This window comes from Ligilactobacillus sp. MP3 (genome assembly GCF_024436335.1).
GTDB lineage: Bacteria > Bacillota > Bacilli > Lactobacillales > Lactobacillaceae > Ligilactobacillus > Ligilactobacillus salivarius.
In genome coordinates this window covers 95,947-114,782 of the sequence record NZ_JANFQI010000006.1, presented here as the reverse complement: position 1 = coordinate 114,782, position 18,836 = coordinate 95,947, and the positions used below count along the sequence as shown (strand labels likewise).

Here is an 18,836-nt window from a genome sequence, read left to right as displayed (position 1 = left end):
GGTGAAATAGTGGATAAAAACATTAAAAATAAGGCTGAAGAATTAATTAAAGATCTTATACAGAAAATAGATAATAATCCTTATGATGCGCAAGCGTATTATAATTTAGGAGTAGCTCTTAATGATGCTCATTCTTCTGAACAAGCAGAAGAACTATTTAAGAAAGCATTGAATATATTTGTTAACAGCAAAGAAAAATCATCACTTATGCATTATGGATTGGGAAATGTATATTATACTAATTCGATGTATGATAAAGCTATAGTGGAGTTTAAGAAAGTTCAATCTGAAAAGTTAAAACAAGATTCAATGTTAATGATGGCACAGGCATATTACGCTCAAGAAAATTATCCTCAAGCTATGATGTATGCATTAACAGTTTCTGAAAATACAAAACATAATGTAGATGCGATTTCTTTATTAGCATCATGTTTTATGGCTACAGGTGATTTGATTAATGCAAGAAAATACTATTTAAAAGCTTTAGAATATGACAAAGATAATGTAGAAGTATTATTCCAATTAGGAGTAATAGAACTTAGTTTGTCAGGAGAAGCAGATAAGTATTTTAATCGAGTTAAGAATTTGAATAATGAATATTACAAAAAAATGCAACAACGTTTGGCAGATGTTCAACGTTTCTTAATGACGCAAAAGAAAGGAAAATCTGATGAGTGAGGAATTAGATCTTTTTGACCAAGAAAGTAATGGTAAGTATCTTATAGGAACAGTAAATGCTGTCTACTTCGAGGCTTCTGATAGTTTTTATAAAGTTTTACAAATCTTGATTAAAGAAACTAATTTCGACTGGGATGATCAGAGAATAACCGTTACTGGAAGTTTTGCTAATATCCAAACAGATTCTTTATATCGATTTGAGGGAAATGTTGTAGAGCATCAACGTTATGGAAAACAATTCCAAGCTGAAAGTTACCAAATAGAATTACCTTCTACAAAAGATGGTGTAATTGCATATCTTTCGAGTGATGAGTTTGTTGGTATAGGTAAAAAGACAGCTGAAAAAATAGTAAAAAAATTAGGCGTAGATGCTATTGACGTTTTAAACAATGATATGGATAAATTGGAAGAACTTGGATTATCTGAAAAGCAAAAGGATAGTATAAAAAAAGTTTTAAAGGAAAATTATGGAATTGATAAAATCATAATTGAACTTAATAGTTTAGGTTTTACTAGTACAATGGCTGGAAGGATTTATAATAACTATACAAATAGTACCTTGAAAATAATCCATGAAGATCCATACAGGTTATCCGTAGATATTGACGGAATTAGCTTTACTAAAGCAGATCAAATAGCACAACAATTTGGCTTTGCTAGTGATTCGCCTGGTAGAATTCGAGGAGCTATTTTCCAATCATTGTATGATTTAACTTATGCTACAGGAGATACTTATGTTGAGTTAAAACCCTTAGTAACTGAAACATTAAAGCTTCTTGAAAGTAATCGCAATGAAGCAATCGATCCACAATTAGTTGCAGACCAGTTAATTAAGCTTGCTGAAGAAGATAAAATTAAATCTGATGATAATAAAGTATATAGTAGAACTTTTTTCAATGCTGAGTGGAATATAGCAGAGAATTTATACCGACTATTGAAATCGGGTAACAGTAATTTGCCAAATAATGATGCATTATTAGATAAACTCTTAATAAAAGCTGAGGATCAATTAGGAATAGATTATGATAGTGGACAAAAAAGAGCGATAAAAGATGCAATTAAATCGCCAGTTTTTCTGTTAACAGGTGGTCCAGGTACTGGTAAGACAACAATTATTAATGGGATTGTTGCAATCTATGCCTTATTAAACGACATAGATTTAGATGTTGGTAAGTACGATAAAGATAATCCATTTCCAATATTGCTAGCTGCACCAACAGGACGAGCTGCTAAAAGAATGGCAGAATCGACGGGATTACCAGCTTCTACAATTCATAGAATGTTAGGAATAAATGCGCATGATGATAAGTTGCCTGAAGATATTCAAGAACTTGAAGGTGCATTGTTAATTGTCGATGAAACATCTATGGTAGACACACTTATCATGGATTTATTGTTAAATAGTATTCCTAGTCATATGCAAGTTATTTTTGTGGGGGATAGAAATCAGCTTCCGTCAGTACAACCAGGGCAAGTATTTTCTGATTTATTAGTTAGTGATATTTTACCTAAAAAAGAATTAACAAAAATCTATAGACAAGGTGAAGGCTCTTCAATAATTAATTTGGCACATTCAATAAAGAATGGAGAACTGCCGGTAGACTTCACTAAAGCACAATCTGACAGAGCATTTATTCCATGTGAAGCTAGCCAATTAACTTCTGCTGTTGAGCAAGTGGTAAAAGCTGCCTTGAATAAGGGAAATAGTAAAGATGATATTCAAGTATTAGCTCCAATGTATCGTGGTAATGCAGGAATTAATAGGTTAAATACTATTTTACAAGAATTATTGAATCCAGCTAAACCTCGACAAAAAGAAGTTACTTTCAATGAGCAAATATTTAGAATTGGAGATAGAGTTCTTCATTTAGTGAATGATCCTGAAAATAATGTCTTCAATGGGGATATTGGAAAGATTGTGGGAATAAATATACCTAAAACTAAAAAAGATAAAAATGGTGAACAGATAATAGCAGACTTCGATGGAAATGAGGTAACTTTTGATAAAAAAGATTGGATTAATTTGACGTTAGCTTATTGTATGTCCATTCATAAATCTCAAGGTAGTGAGTTTCCAATTGTAGTATTAGCAATGTTACCACAATATCAAAGGATGTTTGCTAGAAATTTGTTATATACAGGCATAACTAGAGCTAAGCAAAAATTAGTTCTTTTAGGGAATGTTTCTTCATTTAGACAAAGTGCAGAGATTGTCTCTCTCAATAGAAAGACTGGATTATTGAAACGTATAAGAATGGAATTCGGAGTAGAAGGAAAACCAGTAGAAAAAAATGATAATGAAGAAGTTGCCGTAAATAATGACAAAGAACAAGATCCCATTGTTGAAGAACAGGATAAACTTTTCATTTATAATGATGGTATATTGACCATGGATATTATTGTTAATAACAAAGTTGATGCAATGATAGGTATGGATGATATAACACCTTATGATTTTATGAGATAATAAATATTGTTCGAAATGCTAAAAGCCTAGATTTTCAGATGAGTTTTAGAAAATAGTAGCACCAAAAACTGCTAGAAATTAGCGAGGTTAGTGACGTAGTTTCTAACAATTTTTAAGTTTTGAGACTTTTTAGTCAATTATTTAATGCTGCAAACACATTGTATTATAATATGATGTAATGAAAGTATCTAATATCTTATAAAGAATGTAGGGTCTGCCTTATTGGCAGGCTCTTTTATCTTATAAAATGAATAATATGTGTGTAAAATGTGTGCAGACTTTTTTAAAACATACTAAAATATATGAAAAATCAAATACAAATAAACAGTCTATAAACATTGTAATATCAACATTTATAGACTGTTTTACTGTTATTCGAAATATAACATATTGTTCATAAAAAGGAGAGTACAGGATTTGAACCTGCGCACCAGTATAAACTGGCTCGCCGGATTTCGAGTCCGGTGCATTACCACTCTGCCAACTCTCCACAGCAAGAATAGTATAGCAAAAAATTATTATTTAAGCAATACTTATCAATTTTAAGAAAAATTATCATTAAAGTCAAAAATAAAATGATATAATCTTCTCAAAGAGGTGTTTATACATGGGAATTCTATTTTTAATATTTGGTATATGGATAGCATGGAAGATTTTAAAAGTTGCAGGGAAATTATTTTATTGGATATTCTGTATTGCACTTTTCGTATGGCTAGTTTCACATATATGGTTACTTGGGCTTATTTTTATTGCAGCTATCGGTGGAATATACTCTCTGGCCAAAAGCTAATTTCTATGAGAAACTAATTCCCAACGAATACTAATATAATTTCCTAAAAAGTCGCCATGTTCTAGTTCAGGTAAAATTTCTGCCAATGAAACGTCGTAATTGACAGGAATTGGATTGACATCATAACGAGGACGACCGTACTTCTCAACGAAATCAGGATTGTTATAAAATTTCATTTCATGTTTAGTGATTGAATAACTATCCGAATTTTTTAATAGGTCTAATTTAAAACGAGGTCTAGGTATTAAACTGTTAGGAATGATATTTAAGTAAACGAAAAATTCTGAAAAATCACCATTTTCAATTTTAAACTGAACAGGACTAATGATAGTTTGTAATGCTGGTGACTTTGCAGGAATCGAAGGCATGTTTTGATCAGGTAAGTATGCATATGATGGATACGAAATATGAATTATATAAATGTATTCGTCGCTTTCGTCAGATACTAAAGCTCCATCAATAACTAATCTGTATAATTGCATCATCAAAACTCCTTAGTATTAATTAATTGTGATAATAATACGATAATTTTTAGAATATTTCAACTTAACAACCTTGTCGACAATATTGATTCATTCTATAATTTAATAGACAAATATATTAGAGGATGTGTAAATAATTGGAAATAACATCAACAAGTAATAGTAGAGTAAAAGAATGGAAGAAATTAAATACTAAAAAGGGAAGAAAAAAACAAAATAAGTATATTCTTGATGGTTTACATTTAGTGAAAGAAGCACTAAAAGCAAATAAGAAAGTTGAAGAATTGTTAATAACTTCTAAATTTGAGCATCTAAATGAAATAGAAATCCCAGATGAAACTAAAGTGATTATGATTTCTGAGGAAGTTTCGAAAAGTATTTCAGAAACTCAAACGCCACAAGGAATTTTTGGAATTGTATCTATTGAAGAAGAAAAGATCACATATCCTCAAAAGGATGTAGGTGCTTGGTTAATGTTAGATGGTGTTCAGGATCCAGGAAATATTGGAACAATGGTACGTACTGCAGATGCTGCTGGTTTCTCTGGAGTAATCTTAGGAGAAGGGTCGGCAGATTTGTATAATCCTAAAGTCGTAAGAGCAATGCAAGGGAGTCAATTTCATATTAAAGTTATTAATGATAATCTCTCTGGTTGGATTAGACATTTTAAAGATATGAAGGTTCCTGTTTTTGGAAGTGAACTTAACGAACATGCTAGAGAGTATACTAACGTTGGACAACATACTGATTTTGCTTTAGTTATGGGAAACGAAGGAAATGGAATGAGCAAAGAAATTCTAGAGATGACTTCAATTAATTTGTATATTCCAATAACTAATGCTGAATCACTAAATGTAGCGGTGGCTGCAGGTATATTGATGTTTGCTTTGAAGAAATAAATAAAAAAGTGTTAAGGTGTGCTAGGAATTATTGATTTTTCATAAAAAATCTGTATTATTATCTAGTAGAGTACGAATAGATAATTAGTGAGGTAACGATACTATATGAAAGATAATATTTGGCGTAATGATGAAGAATATATGAGTTATGTCGGGAGCTTGTTGGAAACTAAAGAAGTTCAAAAACTTGCTAATTATACCCAACATCATTTTTCTACTCGTTTAGAGCATGTGATAACTGTTTCTTATGTAAGTTATCGAATTGCTAAGACATTAGGTTGGAATGCTAAAGCTGTAGCTCGTGCAGGGTTATTACATGATTTGTTCTATTATGATTGGAGAACTACAAAATTTGATCGTGGTACACATGCTTGGATTCATCCTAGAATAGCAGTTAGAAATGCAGAAAAATTAACAAAATTAAGTGATTTAGAAAAAGATATTATTATTAAACACATGTGGGGAGCTACATTGTGCCCTCCAAAGTATAAAGAAGGTTATATTGTAACTATTGTAGATAAGTACTCTGCTACAGCGGAATATTCAGAGCACTTAGTACAAAAAGTTGAGAAACTATTTAGAGGAAGAAAAAATAGTACAGCGTTTGACTTTGAAAAAGTAAGTAAATAGTGTAAAATGTCCTTAGGGCAGTATTAGTGGCCTTTGCTATAATGCAAAGGTTATTTTGTTAGATTTATTTACTTCTAGTAACAAATTAGATTTGACTAGTAAAGTATTGATCCAAAAATATATTTGAAAGGAGTGAGCTTTATGCCAGTGGATACTGAAAATAATTACACACTTTGTCCTAAATTTACAAAGACTTTTGGAATCTTGGGAAGAAAATGGAACGGTTTGATTATTGAAGTTTTATTGGAAAAAGGCCCTCAAAGATTCAGAAATTTAGCTGATAGCGTTGATAAATGTAGTGACAGAGTGATGGTAGAAAGACTAAAAGAACTTGAAGATGAAGGTTTAGTAGAAAGAATGGCACAACCAGGTAGTACACGTGTCTTATACAAATTAACTCCTCAAGGTGAAGACTTGAAAGAAATCATGTCTGATATTCATAAATGGTCTGATAAATGGTATTCTGTCGAAGATTGTGCTAATAGTTAATTTTATTTCATTGATAAGCCCTTGACTAAAATCAGTAATATAGTTTAAACTAAAAGGCATAATATTAAAGATGTAGATGGAAAAGAGTAAGATAAAGTAATATTTTAAGAGAGAAATTAGTTTTGGTGAGATAATTTCAATATTTTTTATCTGAAGTTCACTTCCGGAATCGCTATCGGAATACGATTTAAGTTGAAAGATAGAACGTTGATGCTACGTTAAAGGCATATTAGAGTGTTGTTGTACAATTTTGTATAACAAAACAAGGGTGGTACCGCGAGCCTCGTCCCTTTTGGTAGGGATGAGGCTTTTTTATTTGAAAAAATCAAAGAAAGGAACATAGCAATGAATCTTAAAGAAAAGCTTGCTGAGCTAAAAGAACAAGGATTAGCGGAAATAAAAGAAGCAAAAGACTTAAAGAAAATTAACGATATTCGTGTAAGTTTGTTAGGTAAGAAAGGTCCAATCACTGAAGTTTTACGTGGAATGCGTGATTTGAGTGCGGAGGAACGTCCAAAAGTGGGACAATTTGCTAATGCAATTAGAGATGAATTGACTCAAGCATTGGCCGATAAGAAAGATGAAATTGAAGTTATAAAAATGGCTAAAAAGCTGGAAAAAGAAACAATTGATGTAACTTTACCAGGTGTGCCAGTAACTACAGGTAATACACATATTATTACACAAATAATTGATCAAATAGAAAAATTATTCTTGGGAATGGGATTCCAAGTTGTTGATGGTCCTGAAGTAGAAGAAGATCATTATAACTTTGAAATGCTTAACTTACCTCAAGATCACCCAGCACGTGATATGCAAGATACTTTCTATATTACTGAAAAGATTTTAATGAGAACTCAAACATCTCCTGTACAAGCTCGTACAATGGAAAAACATGACTTTAGCAAGGGGCCACTTAAAATGATTTCTCCAGGTAAGGTTTACCGTAGAGATACTGACGATGCAACTCATTCTCATCAATTCCATCAAGTAGAAGGACTTGTTATAGATAAGCATATTACTATGGCTGATTTAAAGGGTACTTTGCAATTAATTGCACGTACTATTTTCGGTGAAGATAGAGAAATCAGAATGCGTCCAAGTTATTTCCCATTTACAGAACCATCTGCTGAAATTGATGTTTCATGTTTTAAGTGTAATGGTAAAGGTTGTTCTGTATGTAAATACACTGGATGGATCGAAGTTCTAGGTGCTGGAATGGTACATCCTAACGTATTGGAAATGGCAGGAGTAGATTCCAATGTTTATGGCGGATTTGCATTCGGTTTAGGACCAGATAGATTTGCAATGTTGAAATATGGTGTAGACGATATCAGAGAGTTCTATCTAAATGATGTTCGTTTCTTAAGTCAATTTTCACAGAAGGGATAGTATAAAATGAAAGTTTCTACAAAATGGTTAAACGATTATGTAAAAGTAGATGATTTAGCTGTTGAAGAATTAGCTGAAAAAATTGAAAGAACAGCAGTTGAAGTGGATGAAACATACAGACTTGAAGAAGGATTAAAAAAGATTGTTGTCGGTAAAACTTTAGAAGTTGTAAAGCATCCAGATTCCGATCACTTAAATATTTGTCAAGTTGATGTAGGTGACGATGAACCAATTCAAATCATATGTGGAGCTCCTAATATTGCTGCTAATCAAAAAGTTATCGTAGCACTTTCAGGTGCAAGAATTGCCGGGAATGTTAAAATTAAGCGCGGTAAAATGAGAGGTCAAGTATCTAATGGTATGATTTGTGCTTTACAAGAAATTGGCTTTTCAGAAAGTGTTGTTCCTAAAGAATATGCTGACGGAATTTATGTATTACCAGAATCTGCTGTTCCTGGAGAACCTGTATATAATTATCTAGGAATGGACGAAGATATAATTGACGTTGACGTAACACCTAACCGTGGTGATATGTTAAGTATGCGTGGAGTTGCACGAGATGTAGCTGCTGTTTATGGTAGAGAATTAACTTTACCAATGGGAACTGTTAACGAAGATGATGGATTACATATTGAAGACTATTTGTCAGTAAAGGCAGATAAAGAATTAGCTCCAGCTTATAAACTACGAGTTATTGATAATGTTACTGTTAAACCTAGTCCTATGTGGTTACAAAAACGCTTATGGAATGCTGGTGTAAGACCTATTAATAATGTTGTTGATGTTACTAACTACATTTTGATGGATTATGGTCAACCACTTCATGCTTTTGACTACAATAAGATTAATTCAAAAGAATTAGTAGTAAGATTAGCTGAACAAGGAGAAAAAATCACAACTCTAGACGATCAAGAACGTGAATTACAATCTGGAGATATTGTTATTACTAACGGTAAGGATCCAATTGCTTTAGCTGGTGTGATGGGTGGAGCTAATACAGAAGTTGATGACAATACTACAACCGTAGTACTTGAATCTGCAATGTTTGATTCATCAAGCATCAGAAAAACTTCTCGTCGTGAAAATCTTCATTCCGAAGCATCAATGCGTTTTGAAAGAGGAATTAATCGTGGAACAATCGAAGAAGCATTAGATTATGCTGCTAATTTGATTGCGGAATTAGGCGATGGTAAGGTAGCTACTGGAATTGCGCAAGAACAAGATATAGATGTTCAAGATACTACAGTAGAAATTTCCTTAGAAAAAATAAATAATGTCTTAGGAACAGATTTATCAGTTGCTGATGTGACAGATATTTTTGAACGTTTAGGATTTAAGGTTGAAGAAAATGCTGGCGAGTTTGTTGTAAATGTGCCTCCGTTTAGATGGGATATTAGCATTCCTGCAGATTTAATAGAAGAAGTAGCACGTATTTATGGTTATGACAATATTCCAGCTACTTTACCAGTAGGTCCAACTACTCCAGGACACTATACTTACGAACAACAAGTAATTCGTAACACACGTGCAATTCTTGAGGCTTCTGGATTAACACAAGCTATTTCTTATGGGCTCACAACTAAAGTTAAAGCTGAAAGATTTGCTTTTGAACCAGCAATGAAGTCAACAGAATTAGATTTTCCAATGAGTTCTGATCATACAACAGTTCGAATGAACCTAATTTCTGGATTATTAGATGATGTTTCATACAATAAGGCTAGAAAAGTTGAAAATGTAGCTCTCTACGAACAAGGAAGAGTATTCTTCAGAGATGAAGATTCAGAACGACCAAGAGAAGTGGAACATGTTGCTGCAGCTATGACTGGATTAATTGAAGATGCAACTTGGCATGATAAGAAACGTCCAGTTGACTTCTATGTAATTAAAGGAATTGTTCAAAATCTATTGGATAAAGTAGGAGTAGGTTCTAGAGTTGTTTATACAGCTACGGCAGAACATGAGGAAATGCATCCAGGACGTACAGCAAATATTTATATTGATGGTGAATTTATTGGATTTGTTGGTGAAGTTCATCCAACTTTAGCTAAAGAATACAATTTAGATAGAGTTTATGTATTTGAATTAGACTTACAAAAAGTTATGGAACTTTCTAAAGATCTTGAAGTTTATGAACCAGTATCTAAATTCCCTGCAATTAAGCGTGATATTGCTTTACTAGTTGCTGAAGATATTCAAAACAGTGATATCATTAAAACAATCAAAGAAAATGGCGGGGCTAACTTAGCATCTGTAAATATCTTTGATGTTTATGCTGGTGAAAAGATTGACTTAGGATTCAAGTCTTTAGCTTATACTTTAACTTTCGAAAATAAAGAACGTACATTAACGGATGATGAAGTAAATAAAGCATTTGATAAAGTAGTTAATAAATTACAAGAAAATTATAAAGCTGTAATTCGTTAAGATTAAGTACAGAGTGTCGTTGAATCAAGAATAGATTTGACGACATTTTTTGAGAGTTTAATAATAAGACAAAATTCTAAATATAGATGAAAAAACGTATTAATTTTAGTATAATCATTAAGTAAGACTGTATAGTCTAAGGAGGAAAAACCTTGAAAAATGATAATACGAATTATCCAAGCCGTTCTGAAAAATTGAAAAAGCAACGTGGAATAGCTGGTAAAATTGTTTCATGGATTGTTGGAATTTTAGTGGTATTAGTAGTTTTGATGGGAGTGATGGGATATAAGTATATTCATTCTTCTTTACAACCATTGAACGCCAATAGTACTAAAAAAGTAGAAGTGAAAATTCCAATAGGAAGTTCCAATAAGCAAATTGGAGATATTTTAGAGAAAAATAATATTATTAAGAGTGGTATTGTTTTTGATTATTATGTAAAGACTAACAAAGTAGGTAATTTCAAAGCTGGATATTATCAATTAAGTCCGTCAATGACTTTGGATGAAATTGCAAAGAAATTACAACAAGGTGGTCAAAGTAATCCCCATTCTAATGGCACAATTCTAATTAAAGAAGGTGCTAGCATAGATCAAGTTGCTGATGTAGTTCAAAAGAATACTAAGTTTAAAAAGCAAGATTTTCTAAAGCTAATGAATGATGCAAACTTTTTGAATGAGTTAAAGAACAAATATCCGCAATTGCTATCTTCTGCTGTTGATGCTAAAGATACAAAATATAAGTTGGAAGGATATTTGTATCCCGCAACATATACAGTTGGAAAGCATGATAATTTGAAAGCAGTAGTTGAACAAATGGTAGCTAAGACTAATATGGAAATGAAACCATATTTTGATAAAATTTCAAAATCAAAATATTCAGTTCAACAAGTTTTAACATTGGCATCGCTAGTAGAAAAAGAATATGGTAGTGCTGATGATAGAGGTAAAATTGCCGGAGTATTTGAAAATCGTTTAGAACAAGATATGCCGTTACAATCTGATGTAGCTATCCATTATGCTTTAAATAACAGTAAATCAACTGTATCATATGATGATTTAGAAGTTGATTCTCCATATAATCTCTATAAAAATAAGGGATTAGGCCCAGGACCATTTAATAATCCAAGTATTGATTCTGTAAAGGCTGTTTTAAACCCTGTTGATAAAGACAAAGGATATTTATATTTCGTAGCGAATATTAAGACAAAGAAAGTATATTTCTCTAAGACATATGCTGAACATCAAAAGAATGTTAAAAAGTTGCAAAAAGCAAATGGATATGAAAATTAATTAGTAGAGGGAGAGAACAATAATGGCAAATAGGGAAAATAAACCAGTAATAATAGGTGTAACAGGTGGATCAGGTTCTGGTAAGACAACTGTTAGTCGAGCAATTTTTGAACAACTACATGGTCACTCATTATTGATGTTACAAGAAGATTCTTACTATAATGATCAAAGTGACATGCCTTTTGAAGAACGCATAAAGACAAACTACGATCATCCTAATGCATTTGATACTGAGTTGTTGGTTAAGCAATTAAAAGATTTATTAGATTGGAAAACCATTGAAAAACCTATTTATGATTATACAGAGCATACTAGAAGTTCAGAGGTTGAAAAGGTTGAGCCTAAGGAAGTAATCATTCTAGAAGGTATTCTAGTATTGAATGATCCGGCTTTGAGAGACTTGATGGATATTAAAATTTTTGTAGATACTGACGATGATATCCGTATTATCAGACGTATTCAAAGAGATATCGAAGAACGTGGTCGCTCATTGCAATCAGTTATTGATCAATATAAATCAACTGTAAAACCAATGTACCATCAATTTATCGAACCAACTAAGCGTTATGCTGATATTATTGTCCCTGAAGGTGGAGAAAACCAAGTTGCTATTGACTTGTTAGTTACTAAAGTTAGAGATATTTTAAGAAAACGAGAAAAATAATTTTGAGGTGAATAAAATGGCAGAAAAAACATTTCCTATGACTTTAGAAGGTAAAGAAAAATTAGAACAAGAATTAGAAGAATTACGTACTACTAAACGTGCAGAAATTATTGAACGTATTAAGATAGCTCGTTCATTCGGTGACTTATCTGAAAACTCAGAATATGAATCTGCAAAAGATGAACAAGCATTTATGGAAGCTAGAATTAAAGAAATTCAAAATATGCTAAACCATGCAGAAATTATCGACAATAAGTCAATTGATGAAAATGAAGTTGCAGTAGGTAAGACAGTTACATTCCAAGAAGATGATGATGAACCAGAAACATATCAAATCGTAGGTGCTGCAGAAGCAGATCCATTTGAAGGTAAAATCTCAAACGAATCTCCAATTGCAAGTGGATTAATTGGACATAAGTTAGGCGATGTAGTATCCATCGACACACCAGGTGGAACTATGCAAGTAAAAATTATTGATGTTAAATAATAACAAGTAAAGAATTATGAAAATCATAGCCTCTATCAATTTTTAATAGATGGTTATGATTTTCATTTTATATAGAAAAAAATAAAGCCCAAGTATATCTTAATTAATATACTCTGGGCTTTATCACTTTTCTTATAGTAAGGAAAGTATCCAGCAAGAAATAACACTGACCAAAATACTAAGTGACATTAGAATTAAATTTTCTTTTACAGTACCGATACTTCTTTGAATGTTATGTATGAATAGTACTAAAAAGAATAAACTAGAAAATAGAAATAAAAAATAAATAAATTGTAAAGAAGCAAAATAAATTAATATACAAAATGATACTAATAAAATAATGTTTCTAGCATTTTTATACCAAGACAAACTTCCAAAAAAAGCTACCTGATATGAAAATGTAGGAGTCTGAGCCAAACTATTAATTTTTAGCAGTGTTATTAAGAGCCAAAAAATGTATAAAGCTAAGCCGAGAAATACCAAGTCTAGCCCTCCTTAATAAGTTTATTAATTAGCTTCTACAAATAATTTAGTTAATTTTTCCATGAATTCATCTAAAAACTTATCTTTGTTAACGCCAATTGCGGCTTTACTTATAGGATTTGGGTTGTTTACTTTAGTTTCATCCCCAATTGTTCTTCCTGCATAAGGGCCTTCAGTATCAACCTTCATATCTAAAGCAAGTGTTGTAACTAAGGATGGTTCGACGGCTACACCTACAGCTAAAGGATCATGAAGAGCACAACCACCAAGGTGTGGACTTGTTACTTTATATGCGTCAATGTAGTAGTCGACGATATCAGCATATTTTTGACCAGCAAATGTACCTAAGTCACGCCATTTTTGAGTTTCTTTTGTAGTTAACAAGGTACGAGTTGTAACGTCTAAACCAACCATAGTAAGAGGAATACCACTTCTAAATACAAAATCTGCTGCTTCAGGATCTTGATTAATGTTAGCTTCAGTAACAGGGTTAACATTACCAGGAACTGTTAAAGCACCACCCATGAGTGTTACGCGACCAACTAAATTAATAATTTCAGGATCCTTTTTGATAGCTGCTGCTAGATTAGTTAATGGACCAGTTGGAACAATTAAAAGTTTTTTGCCATATTTGTGAGCTGCTTCAATAAAGAAGTCAGGACCATTCATAGTTTCAACTTTTCTTTTAGCAGTAGGAATTTCAACTTCTCCAATACCATTTTTACCGTGGATTTGAGCACTAATTGGCATAACATCGAAATGATCAGTAGTTGATGAATGAGATAGTCCTTGATAAACAGGAACTTCAGTATGTCCCAACATTTCAAGTAAATCTAAACTATTTTGTACACCTTGTTCAACTAAGATATTTCCGTATGATCCAACAATACCAATTAAGTCACTTTCAGGTGTTGCTAAAGCATATGCGATTGCTAGTGCATCATCAATACCGGTATCTAAATCTAAAATCATTTTATATTCAGCCATAAATAAGACTCCTTAAATATTTATTATGTTAATATTCGTTTTATTGTTATATTATATCATTTTTATACTTCATAATACTATGCTTAATTACATGTTTTGTAAGGAAAATAAGGGAAATTAAAATTTAAAAACGAAAATTAATAGTAAAAATAAGAAAAATATAGAGATAAAGCTTAGTAAAATACGAATAATACAATAAAAGTTGGATAATGATAATATTATAATGTATTATAGAAAGTAAATATAAATAGGGTATGGGGGAAGTAAAATTGGTAGAAGCAGCGGATTTAAATTCTTTCTTAAAAGAAACAGTGAAAACACTAGATTTTGACGGTGATATATTCGTTAATTGGAATAAGAAAGATAGACAATTTGAAATAGAACTAACTTTTTATGCTGAAAATAAAGAGGCAACTTTATTAACTGATACTTTAGGTGTGGAGTCAACTGAGCCAGTAGTTACTTTTGTAGATGAAATATTAATCTATGATAAAAATCGTGAGAAAAATTTTGATGCAGATGACTATTTGGTATGTTTGCCTTATGATGGTAAGAATGGTTGGTCTTTAGCAGAAGCAAAAGCCTTTGTATCATATTTACAAATAGTATTGGATAATGGTGAGTCAGATTTATTAGATTTCCTAACAGATGATGAAAAAGAAATTTTTGAATTGGTCTGGTCTGAAGATGAGTATAAAAAGATTATTGATTCAAATATGCTAAGTTTACCTAATCCAAATAATAGGATTAAATACCCTAAGTTTTAGAAAGGATGAGCTGACGTTGGAATGGAACGAGTTAAGTGTAACTACAACTAATGAAGCAATTGACGCAGTAGTTAACATATTAATGGAAAATGGTGCTGGTGGCGTTCAAATTGATGATAGTGAAGGCTTAGAAAAAGTAAAGGTAATTACTTATTTTCCTAGTAAATTAGGCTTAGTTGAATTAATTCCAGGATTAGAAGAAAAGATAAAGAAATTAAATAACTTTGGTCTGAATCCAGGAGAAGCCAAAGTGTCATTGACTAATTTACAAGATGATGCTTGGGTAGATTTATGGAAGAAATATTATCATCCGGTTAGATTGACTAAGTATCTAACAATTGTACCGAGCTGGGAAGAATATCAAAAAGAACAAGAAGATGAGATCTTAATAAGACTAGATCCAGGTAGAGCATTTGGAACAGGTACACATCCTACTACTCAACTGGCTTTACAGGCATTGGAAACATCTGTACGAGGTAATGAGAGTATGATTGATGTAGGAACAGGATCTGGTGTCTTAAGTATAGCAGCAAGACATTTTGGTGTTGATAAGGTATATGCTTATGATATTGATGATAATGCTGTCACAGCTGCTAAAGAAAATTTTGTACTAAATCCAATTAGCAATAATATTGAAGTTAAACCTAATAATTTATTAGAAGGTGTACATAAGAATGTAGATTTAATAGTAGCTAATATTCTAGCAGAAATTATAGTTCCATTAATTCCTCAAGCTAAGTCAAATCTTAAAGATGGTGGTATCTTCATTACATCTGGTATTATAAATGATAAGAAAGAATTAATCTTAACAGAATTAGAACAAAATGGTTTTGTTGTAGATGAAATTTTGAATAAAAAAGATTGGTACTCAATTATTGCACATAAACCAGTTAAGGGGGATATTTAATGCAACGATATTTTGCTGATTCTAAGATTACAACTGAATATCAACTCACACCGGAAATTTATAAACATGCAATTAAGGTTTTGAGAATGAAAGTTGGAGATGTTTTTGAATTAGTTGATGATGTCGAAGTTGTTCATAAGATGGAAATTACAAAAATTGAAGATGGAAAAGCAAAAGCAACTTCAGTCGAGGTTATTCCGTCAGATGTAGAACTTCCAGCAGATGTTACTATCGCTTGTGGAATATCTAAAAATGATAAAGCTGATTGGATAGTACAAAAGGGTACTGAAATGGGTGCTACTAAATTTATCTTTTTTGTAGGTGATTATTCTGTTGCAAAATGGGATAAAAAAAGAAGTAGCAAGAAAGTACAAAGGTTACAAAAAATTGCAAGAAGTGCAGCTGAACAGTCTCATAGGACGAAAATTCCTGAAGTAACTTTTGTAGAAAAGTTGAAAGATATAGATTTTGAAAAAAATGATGCTAGAATTGTTGCATATGAAGAATCAGCTAAAAAAGGTGAAAGTGGAAACTTGTTTAAGATTTTAAATAAGAAACCTAGCAATATCATTGCTATTTTTGGTCCTGAAGGTGGAATTTCTCCAAAAGAGATAGAATTTTTAGAAGCAAATAGTTTTATTTTAGCTGGTTTAGGTCCAAGAATTATGCGAGCAGAAACTGCACCATTATATTTTTTAGCAAGTTTATCATTTGCTTTGGAGTTAAGTTGAGATTAGTTGAAAAAATTATTGGGTGTTGAGGTGAGATTTATGAAAAAAGAAACAATTTGGTCAGCTCAAGATGTAATTGATATGTGCAAAGGGTACATGAATGAAAATCATGTTAAATTTGTTGAAAAAGCGTGTGAATTTGCCACTTATGTTCATAGTGAGCAAGTTAGAAAATCTGGTGAACCTTATATAATCCATCCAATTCAAGTTGCCGGAATTTTAGCAAACTTAAAAATGGATCCAGAAACTGTTAGTGCTGGTTTCTTACACGATGTTGTTGAAGACACAAAGGTTACACTAGGAGATATTGGTGAATTATTTGGAAAAGATGTAGAAGTTATTGTAGATGGTGTAACAAAGTTAAGTAAAATAAGATATAAATCTCATCAAGAACAGTTAGCTGAAAATCATCGTAAATTATTGTTGGCGATGTCTAAAGATTTACGTGTAATTATTGTCAAACTAGCTGACAGGTTACATAATATGCGAACTTTGAGTCATTTAAGACCAGATAAGCAAAGAAGAATAGCAAATGAAACCCTTGAAATTTATGCTCCATTAGCTGATAGATTAGGTATTAGTACAATTAAATGGGAATTACAAGATATGTCTTTGCGTTATCTAAATCCTCAACAATATTATCGTATTGTACATTTGATGAACTCTAAACGTGAAGAAAGAGTTCATTATATTGATGAAGTGATTGTTGAAATTAAGAAAGCAATCGCAGAATTGAATATTGAATATGATATATATGGTAGACCTAAGCACATATATTCAATTTACCGAAAGATGAGAGATCAACATAAGCAATTCAGTCAAATATATGATCTTTCTGCAGTACGTGTAATTGTAAAGAGCATTAAAGATTGTTATGCAGTTTTAGGAGCTATCCATACTCGTTGGAAACCAATGCCAGGTCGTTTTAAAGACTATATTGCTATGCCTAAAGCTAATATGTATCAATCTTTACATACAACAGTTATCGGCCCTAATGGTAGACCTTTTGAAGTTCAAATAAGAACTGAAGAAATGCATCGCGTGGCTGAATATGGTATTGCTGCACATTGGGCATATAAAGAAGGACGTAAAGATGCAGTTCCTCAAACAACTACTGGAACGAAGTTGAACTTGTTTAAAGAAATTCTAGAATTACAAAAAGAGTCAAACGATGCTTCCGAATTTATGGAAAGTGTTAAAGGTGACTTGTTTAGTGATCGAGTTTATGTCTTTACTCCTAAAGGTGATGTGTTTGAATTACCAAAAGGCTCAGGCCCATTGGATATGGCATATAGTATCCATACTGAAATTGGTGCTCATACAACTGGAGCAAAGGTCAATGGTAAGATTCGACCTCTTGACTATCAATTGAAGAACGGGGATATTGTAGACATTTTAACTTCACAAAATTCTGCAGGTCCTAGTCAAGACTGGTTAGATTTAGTACACACAAGCAAGGCTAGAAATAAAATTAAACACTTTTTCAAGAAACGCGATCGTGAAGAAAATATTGAAAAAGGTAGAGAAATACTAATTCAAGAATTAACCAATGCAGGATATAATGCTAAAGATGTTTTAAATGATAATATGGCTAAATGTTTAGAGAAAAAGCAATTTAAGAAAGCCGACGATTTGTATGCTTCCATTGGTTCTGGTGATACTGCACCAGTTGGAATTGTTAATATTTTAACAGCAGATCTTAGAAAGAAAGCCGACGATGATAGAAAACGCCAAGAAGAAAAGGCATTATTGGAAAATCATCAAGAAATTAATAATGATACAAAGGAAAATAAGAAGTCTAAGCAAGAAAGTGGTATCTTAATTGAAGGTATTGATAATTTACTTGTTAGATTAAGTCATTGTTGTAATCCAGTTCCAGGTGATGATATTGTTGGATATATTACTAAGGGTCGTGGAGTTTCTGTTCATCGAGTTGAATGTCCTAATGTGAAAGCGGCCGAAAGCCAAGGAACTAGATTAATAGATGTTTCTTGGAATATCTTACCTGACGATAGAGCTTACTATAATGCTGATTTAGAAGTTCAAGGATATAATAGAGATGGCTTGTTAAATGATATACTTCAAGCAATCAACAATAACACTAAGAGTCTGAATTCTGTAAATGGACGAATTGATCATAATAAGATGGCAAATATTTCTGCTACGATTGGTGTTAAAGATAAGGAACATCTCCAAAGAATTATTGATAGAATAAAGAATATTCCGGATGTTTATATGGTTAAACGTCCAATACATTAGAGGGTGTT

General features: G+C 32.0%; 17 protein-coding genes, 1 tRNA gene and 1 other annotated feature. Of the genes, 15 read left to right on the top strand and 3 right to left on the bottom strand.

All coding sequences use genetic code 11. From position 1 onward, the window contains the following. The first annotated feature begins 9 nt into the window (after positions 1-9). Together NOU10_RS09485 and NOU10_RS06090 are read left to right on the top strand one after the other, a co-directional pair. Positions 10-678: a tetratricopeptide repeat protein gene (locus NOU10_RS09485; protein WP_255906302.1), complete on the top strand. Its 669-nt coding sequence runs from the start codon at positions 10-12 to the stop codon at positions 676-678. Next, on the top strand, positions 671-3,145 hold the full coding sequence (locus NOU10_RS06090; RefSeq protein WP_255906301.1) for an ATP-dependent RecD-like DNA helicase: 2,475 nt from the start codon (positions 671-673) through the stop codon (positions 3,143-3,145). Before NOU10_RS09485 ends, NOU10_RS06090 begins: the two co-directional genes overlap by 8 nt. A 402-nt stretch (positions 3,146-3,547) precedes the next feature. Here the strand turns inward: NOU10_RS06090 and NOU10_RS06085 are convergent. Then, positions 3,548-3,635: transfer RNA gene (locus tag NOU10_RS06085), tRNA-Ser, on the bottom strand. A gap of 117 nt (positions 3,636-3,752) precedes the next feature. Between NOU10_RS06085 and NOU10_RS06080 the strand changes: the two genes are divergently transcribed. Then, on the top strand, positions 3,753-3,935 hold the full coding sequence (locus NOU10_RS06080) for a hypothetical protein (RefSeq protein ID WP_034984149.1): 183 nt from the start codon (positions 3,753-3,755) through the stop codon (positions 3,933-3,935). On the opposite strand, the gene NOU10_RS06075 is transcribed toward NOU10_RS06080, so the two are convergent. Next, a complete protein-coding gene (locus NOU10_RS06075; RefSeq protein WP_080563888.1) occupies positions 3,932-4,417 on the bottom strand; it encodes a hypothetical protein in 486 nt (161 codons plus the stop codon). The genes NOU10_RS06080 and NOU10_RS06075 overlap by 4 nt on opposite strands. Before the next feature lie 137 nt (positions 4,418-4,554). Between NOU10_RS06075 and NOU10_RS06070 the strand changes: the two genes are divergently transcribed. The 8 genes from NOU10_RS06070 to greA all read left to right on the top strand — a co-directional run bounded on the left by NOU10_RS06070 (position 4,555) and on the right by greA (position 12,694). Then, positions 4,555-5,316 carry an RNA methyltransferase gene (locus tag NOU10_RS06070; RefSeq protein ID WP_081512026.1) on the top strand — a complete coding sequence of 254 codons (762 nt, stop codon included), beginning with the start codon at positions 4,555-4,557 and terminating at the stop codon, positions 5,314-5,316. A gap of 105 nt (positions 5,317-5,421) precedes the next feature. Further along, positions 5,422-5,946, top strand: a complete 525-nt coding sequence (locus tag NOU10_RS06065) for an HD domain-containing protein (RefSeq protein ID WP_003700135.1) — start codon at positions 5,422-5,424, stop codon at positions 5,944-5,946. A gap of 141 nt (positions 5,947-6,087) precedes the next feature. Next, positions 6,088-6,435 (top strand): helix-turn-helix domain-containing protein, encoded by a 348-nt coding sequence (locus tag NOU10_RS06060; protein WP_255906299.1) that lies wholly within the window; start codon positions 6,088-6,090, stop codon positions 6,433-6,435. A 64-nt stretch (positions 6,436-6,499) separates the two neighbouring features. Beyond that, positions 6,500-6,729, top strand: a binding site (T-box leader). Between the two features lie 51 nt (positions 6,730-6,780). After that, positions 6,781-7,827 carry a phenylalanine--tRNA ligase subunit alpha gene (pheS, locus tag NOU10_RS06055; protein WP_003700137.1) on the top strand — a complete coding sequence of 349 codons (1,047 nt, stop codon included), beginning with the start codon at positions 6,781-6,783 and terminating at the stop codon, positions 7,825-7,827. Positions 7,828-7,833: 6 nt separating this feature from the next. Continuing rightward, positions 7,834-10,251: a phenylalanine--tRNA ligase subunit beta gene (pheT, locus tag NOU10_RS06050; RefSeq protein ID WP_255906298.1), complete on the top strand. Its 2,418-nt coding sequence runs from the start codon at positions 7,834-7,836 to the stop codon at positions 10,249-10,251. Positions 10,252-10,403: 152 nt separating this feature from the next. Then, on the top strand, positions 10,404-11,543 hold the full coding sequence (mltG, locus tag NOU10_RS06045) for an endolytic transglycosylase MltG (protein ID WP_003707868.1): 1,140 nt from the start codon (positions 10,404-10,406) through the stop codon (positions 11,541-11,543). A gap of 22 nt (positions 11,544-11,565) precedes the next feature. After that, entirely contained in the window at positions 11,566-12,207 is a 642-nt protein-coding gene (gene udk / locus NOU10_RS06040) for a uridine kinase (protein WP_003700143.1), read from the top strand. Between the two features lie 16 nt (positions 12,208-12,223). After that, positions 12,224-12,694, top strand: coding sequence for a transcription elongation factor GreA (gene greA, locus NOU10_RS06035; RefSeq protein WP_003700144.1), 471 nt, complete (start codon positions 12,224-12,226; stop codon positions 12,692-12,694). A 507-nt stretch (positions 12,695-13,201) separates the two neighbouring features. On the opposite strand, the gene NOU10_RS06030 is transcribed toward greA, so the two are convergent. Next, on the bottom strand, positions 13,202-14,164 hold the full coding sequence (locus tag NOU10_RS06030) for a nucleoside hydrolase (RefSeq protein ID WP_003706211.1): 963 nt from the start codon (positions 14,162-14,164) through the stop codon (positions 13,202-13,204). A 254-nt stretch (positions 14,165-14,418) separates the two neighbouring features. Between NOU10_RS06030 and NOU10_RS06025 the strand changes: the two genes are divergently transcribed. From NOU10_RS06025 to NOU10_RS06010, 4 genes are read left to right on the top strand one after another with little or no spacing between them, the layout of a single operon-like run. Continuing rightward, positions 14,419-14,931: a DUF3013 family protein gene (locus NOU10_RS06025; protein ID WP_160996154.1), complete on the top strand. Its 513-nt coding sequence runs from the start codon at positions 14,419-14,421 to the stop codon at positions 14,929-14,931. A 16-nt stretch (positions 14,932-14,947) separates the two neighbouring features. Then, a complete protein-coding gene (gene prmA, locus NOU10_RS06020; protein WP_255906297.1) occupies positions 14,948-15,838 on the top strand; it encodes a 50S ribosomal protein L11 methyltransferase in 891 nt (296 codons plus the stop codon). Further along, positions 15,838-16,569 (top strand): 16S rRNA (uracil(1498)-N(3))-methyltransferase, encoded by a 732-nt coding sequence (locus NOU10_RS06015; protein WP_255906296.1) that lies wholly within the window; start codon positions 15,838-15,840, stop codon positions 16,567-16,569. Before prmA ends, NOU10_RS06015 begins: the two co-directional genes overlap by 1 nt. Positions 16,570-16,608: 39 nt before the next feature. After that, a complete protein-coding gene (locus tag NOU10_RS06010; RefSeq protein ID WP_034998082.1) occupies positions 16,609-18,828 on the top strand; it encodes a bifunctional (p)ppGpp synthetase/guanosine-3',5'-bis(diphosphate) 3'-pyrophosphohydrolase in 2,220 nt (739 codons plus the stop codon). The last annotated feature ends 8 nt before the right edge of the window (positions 18,829-18,836 follow it).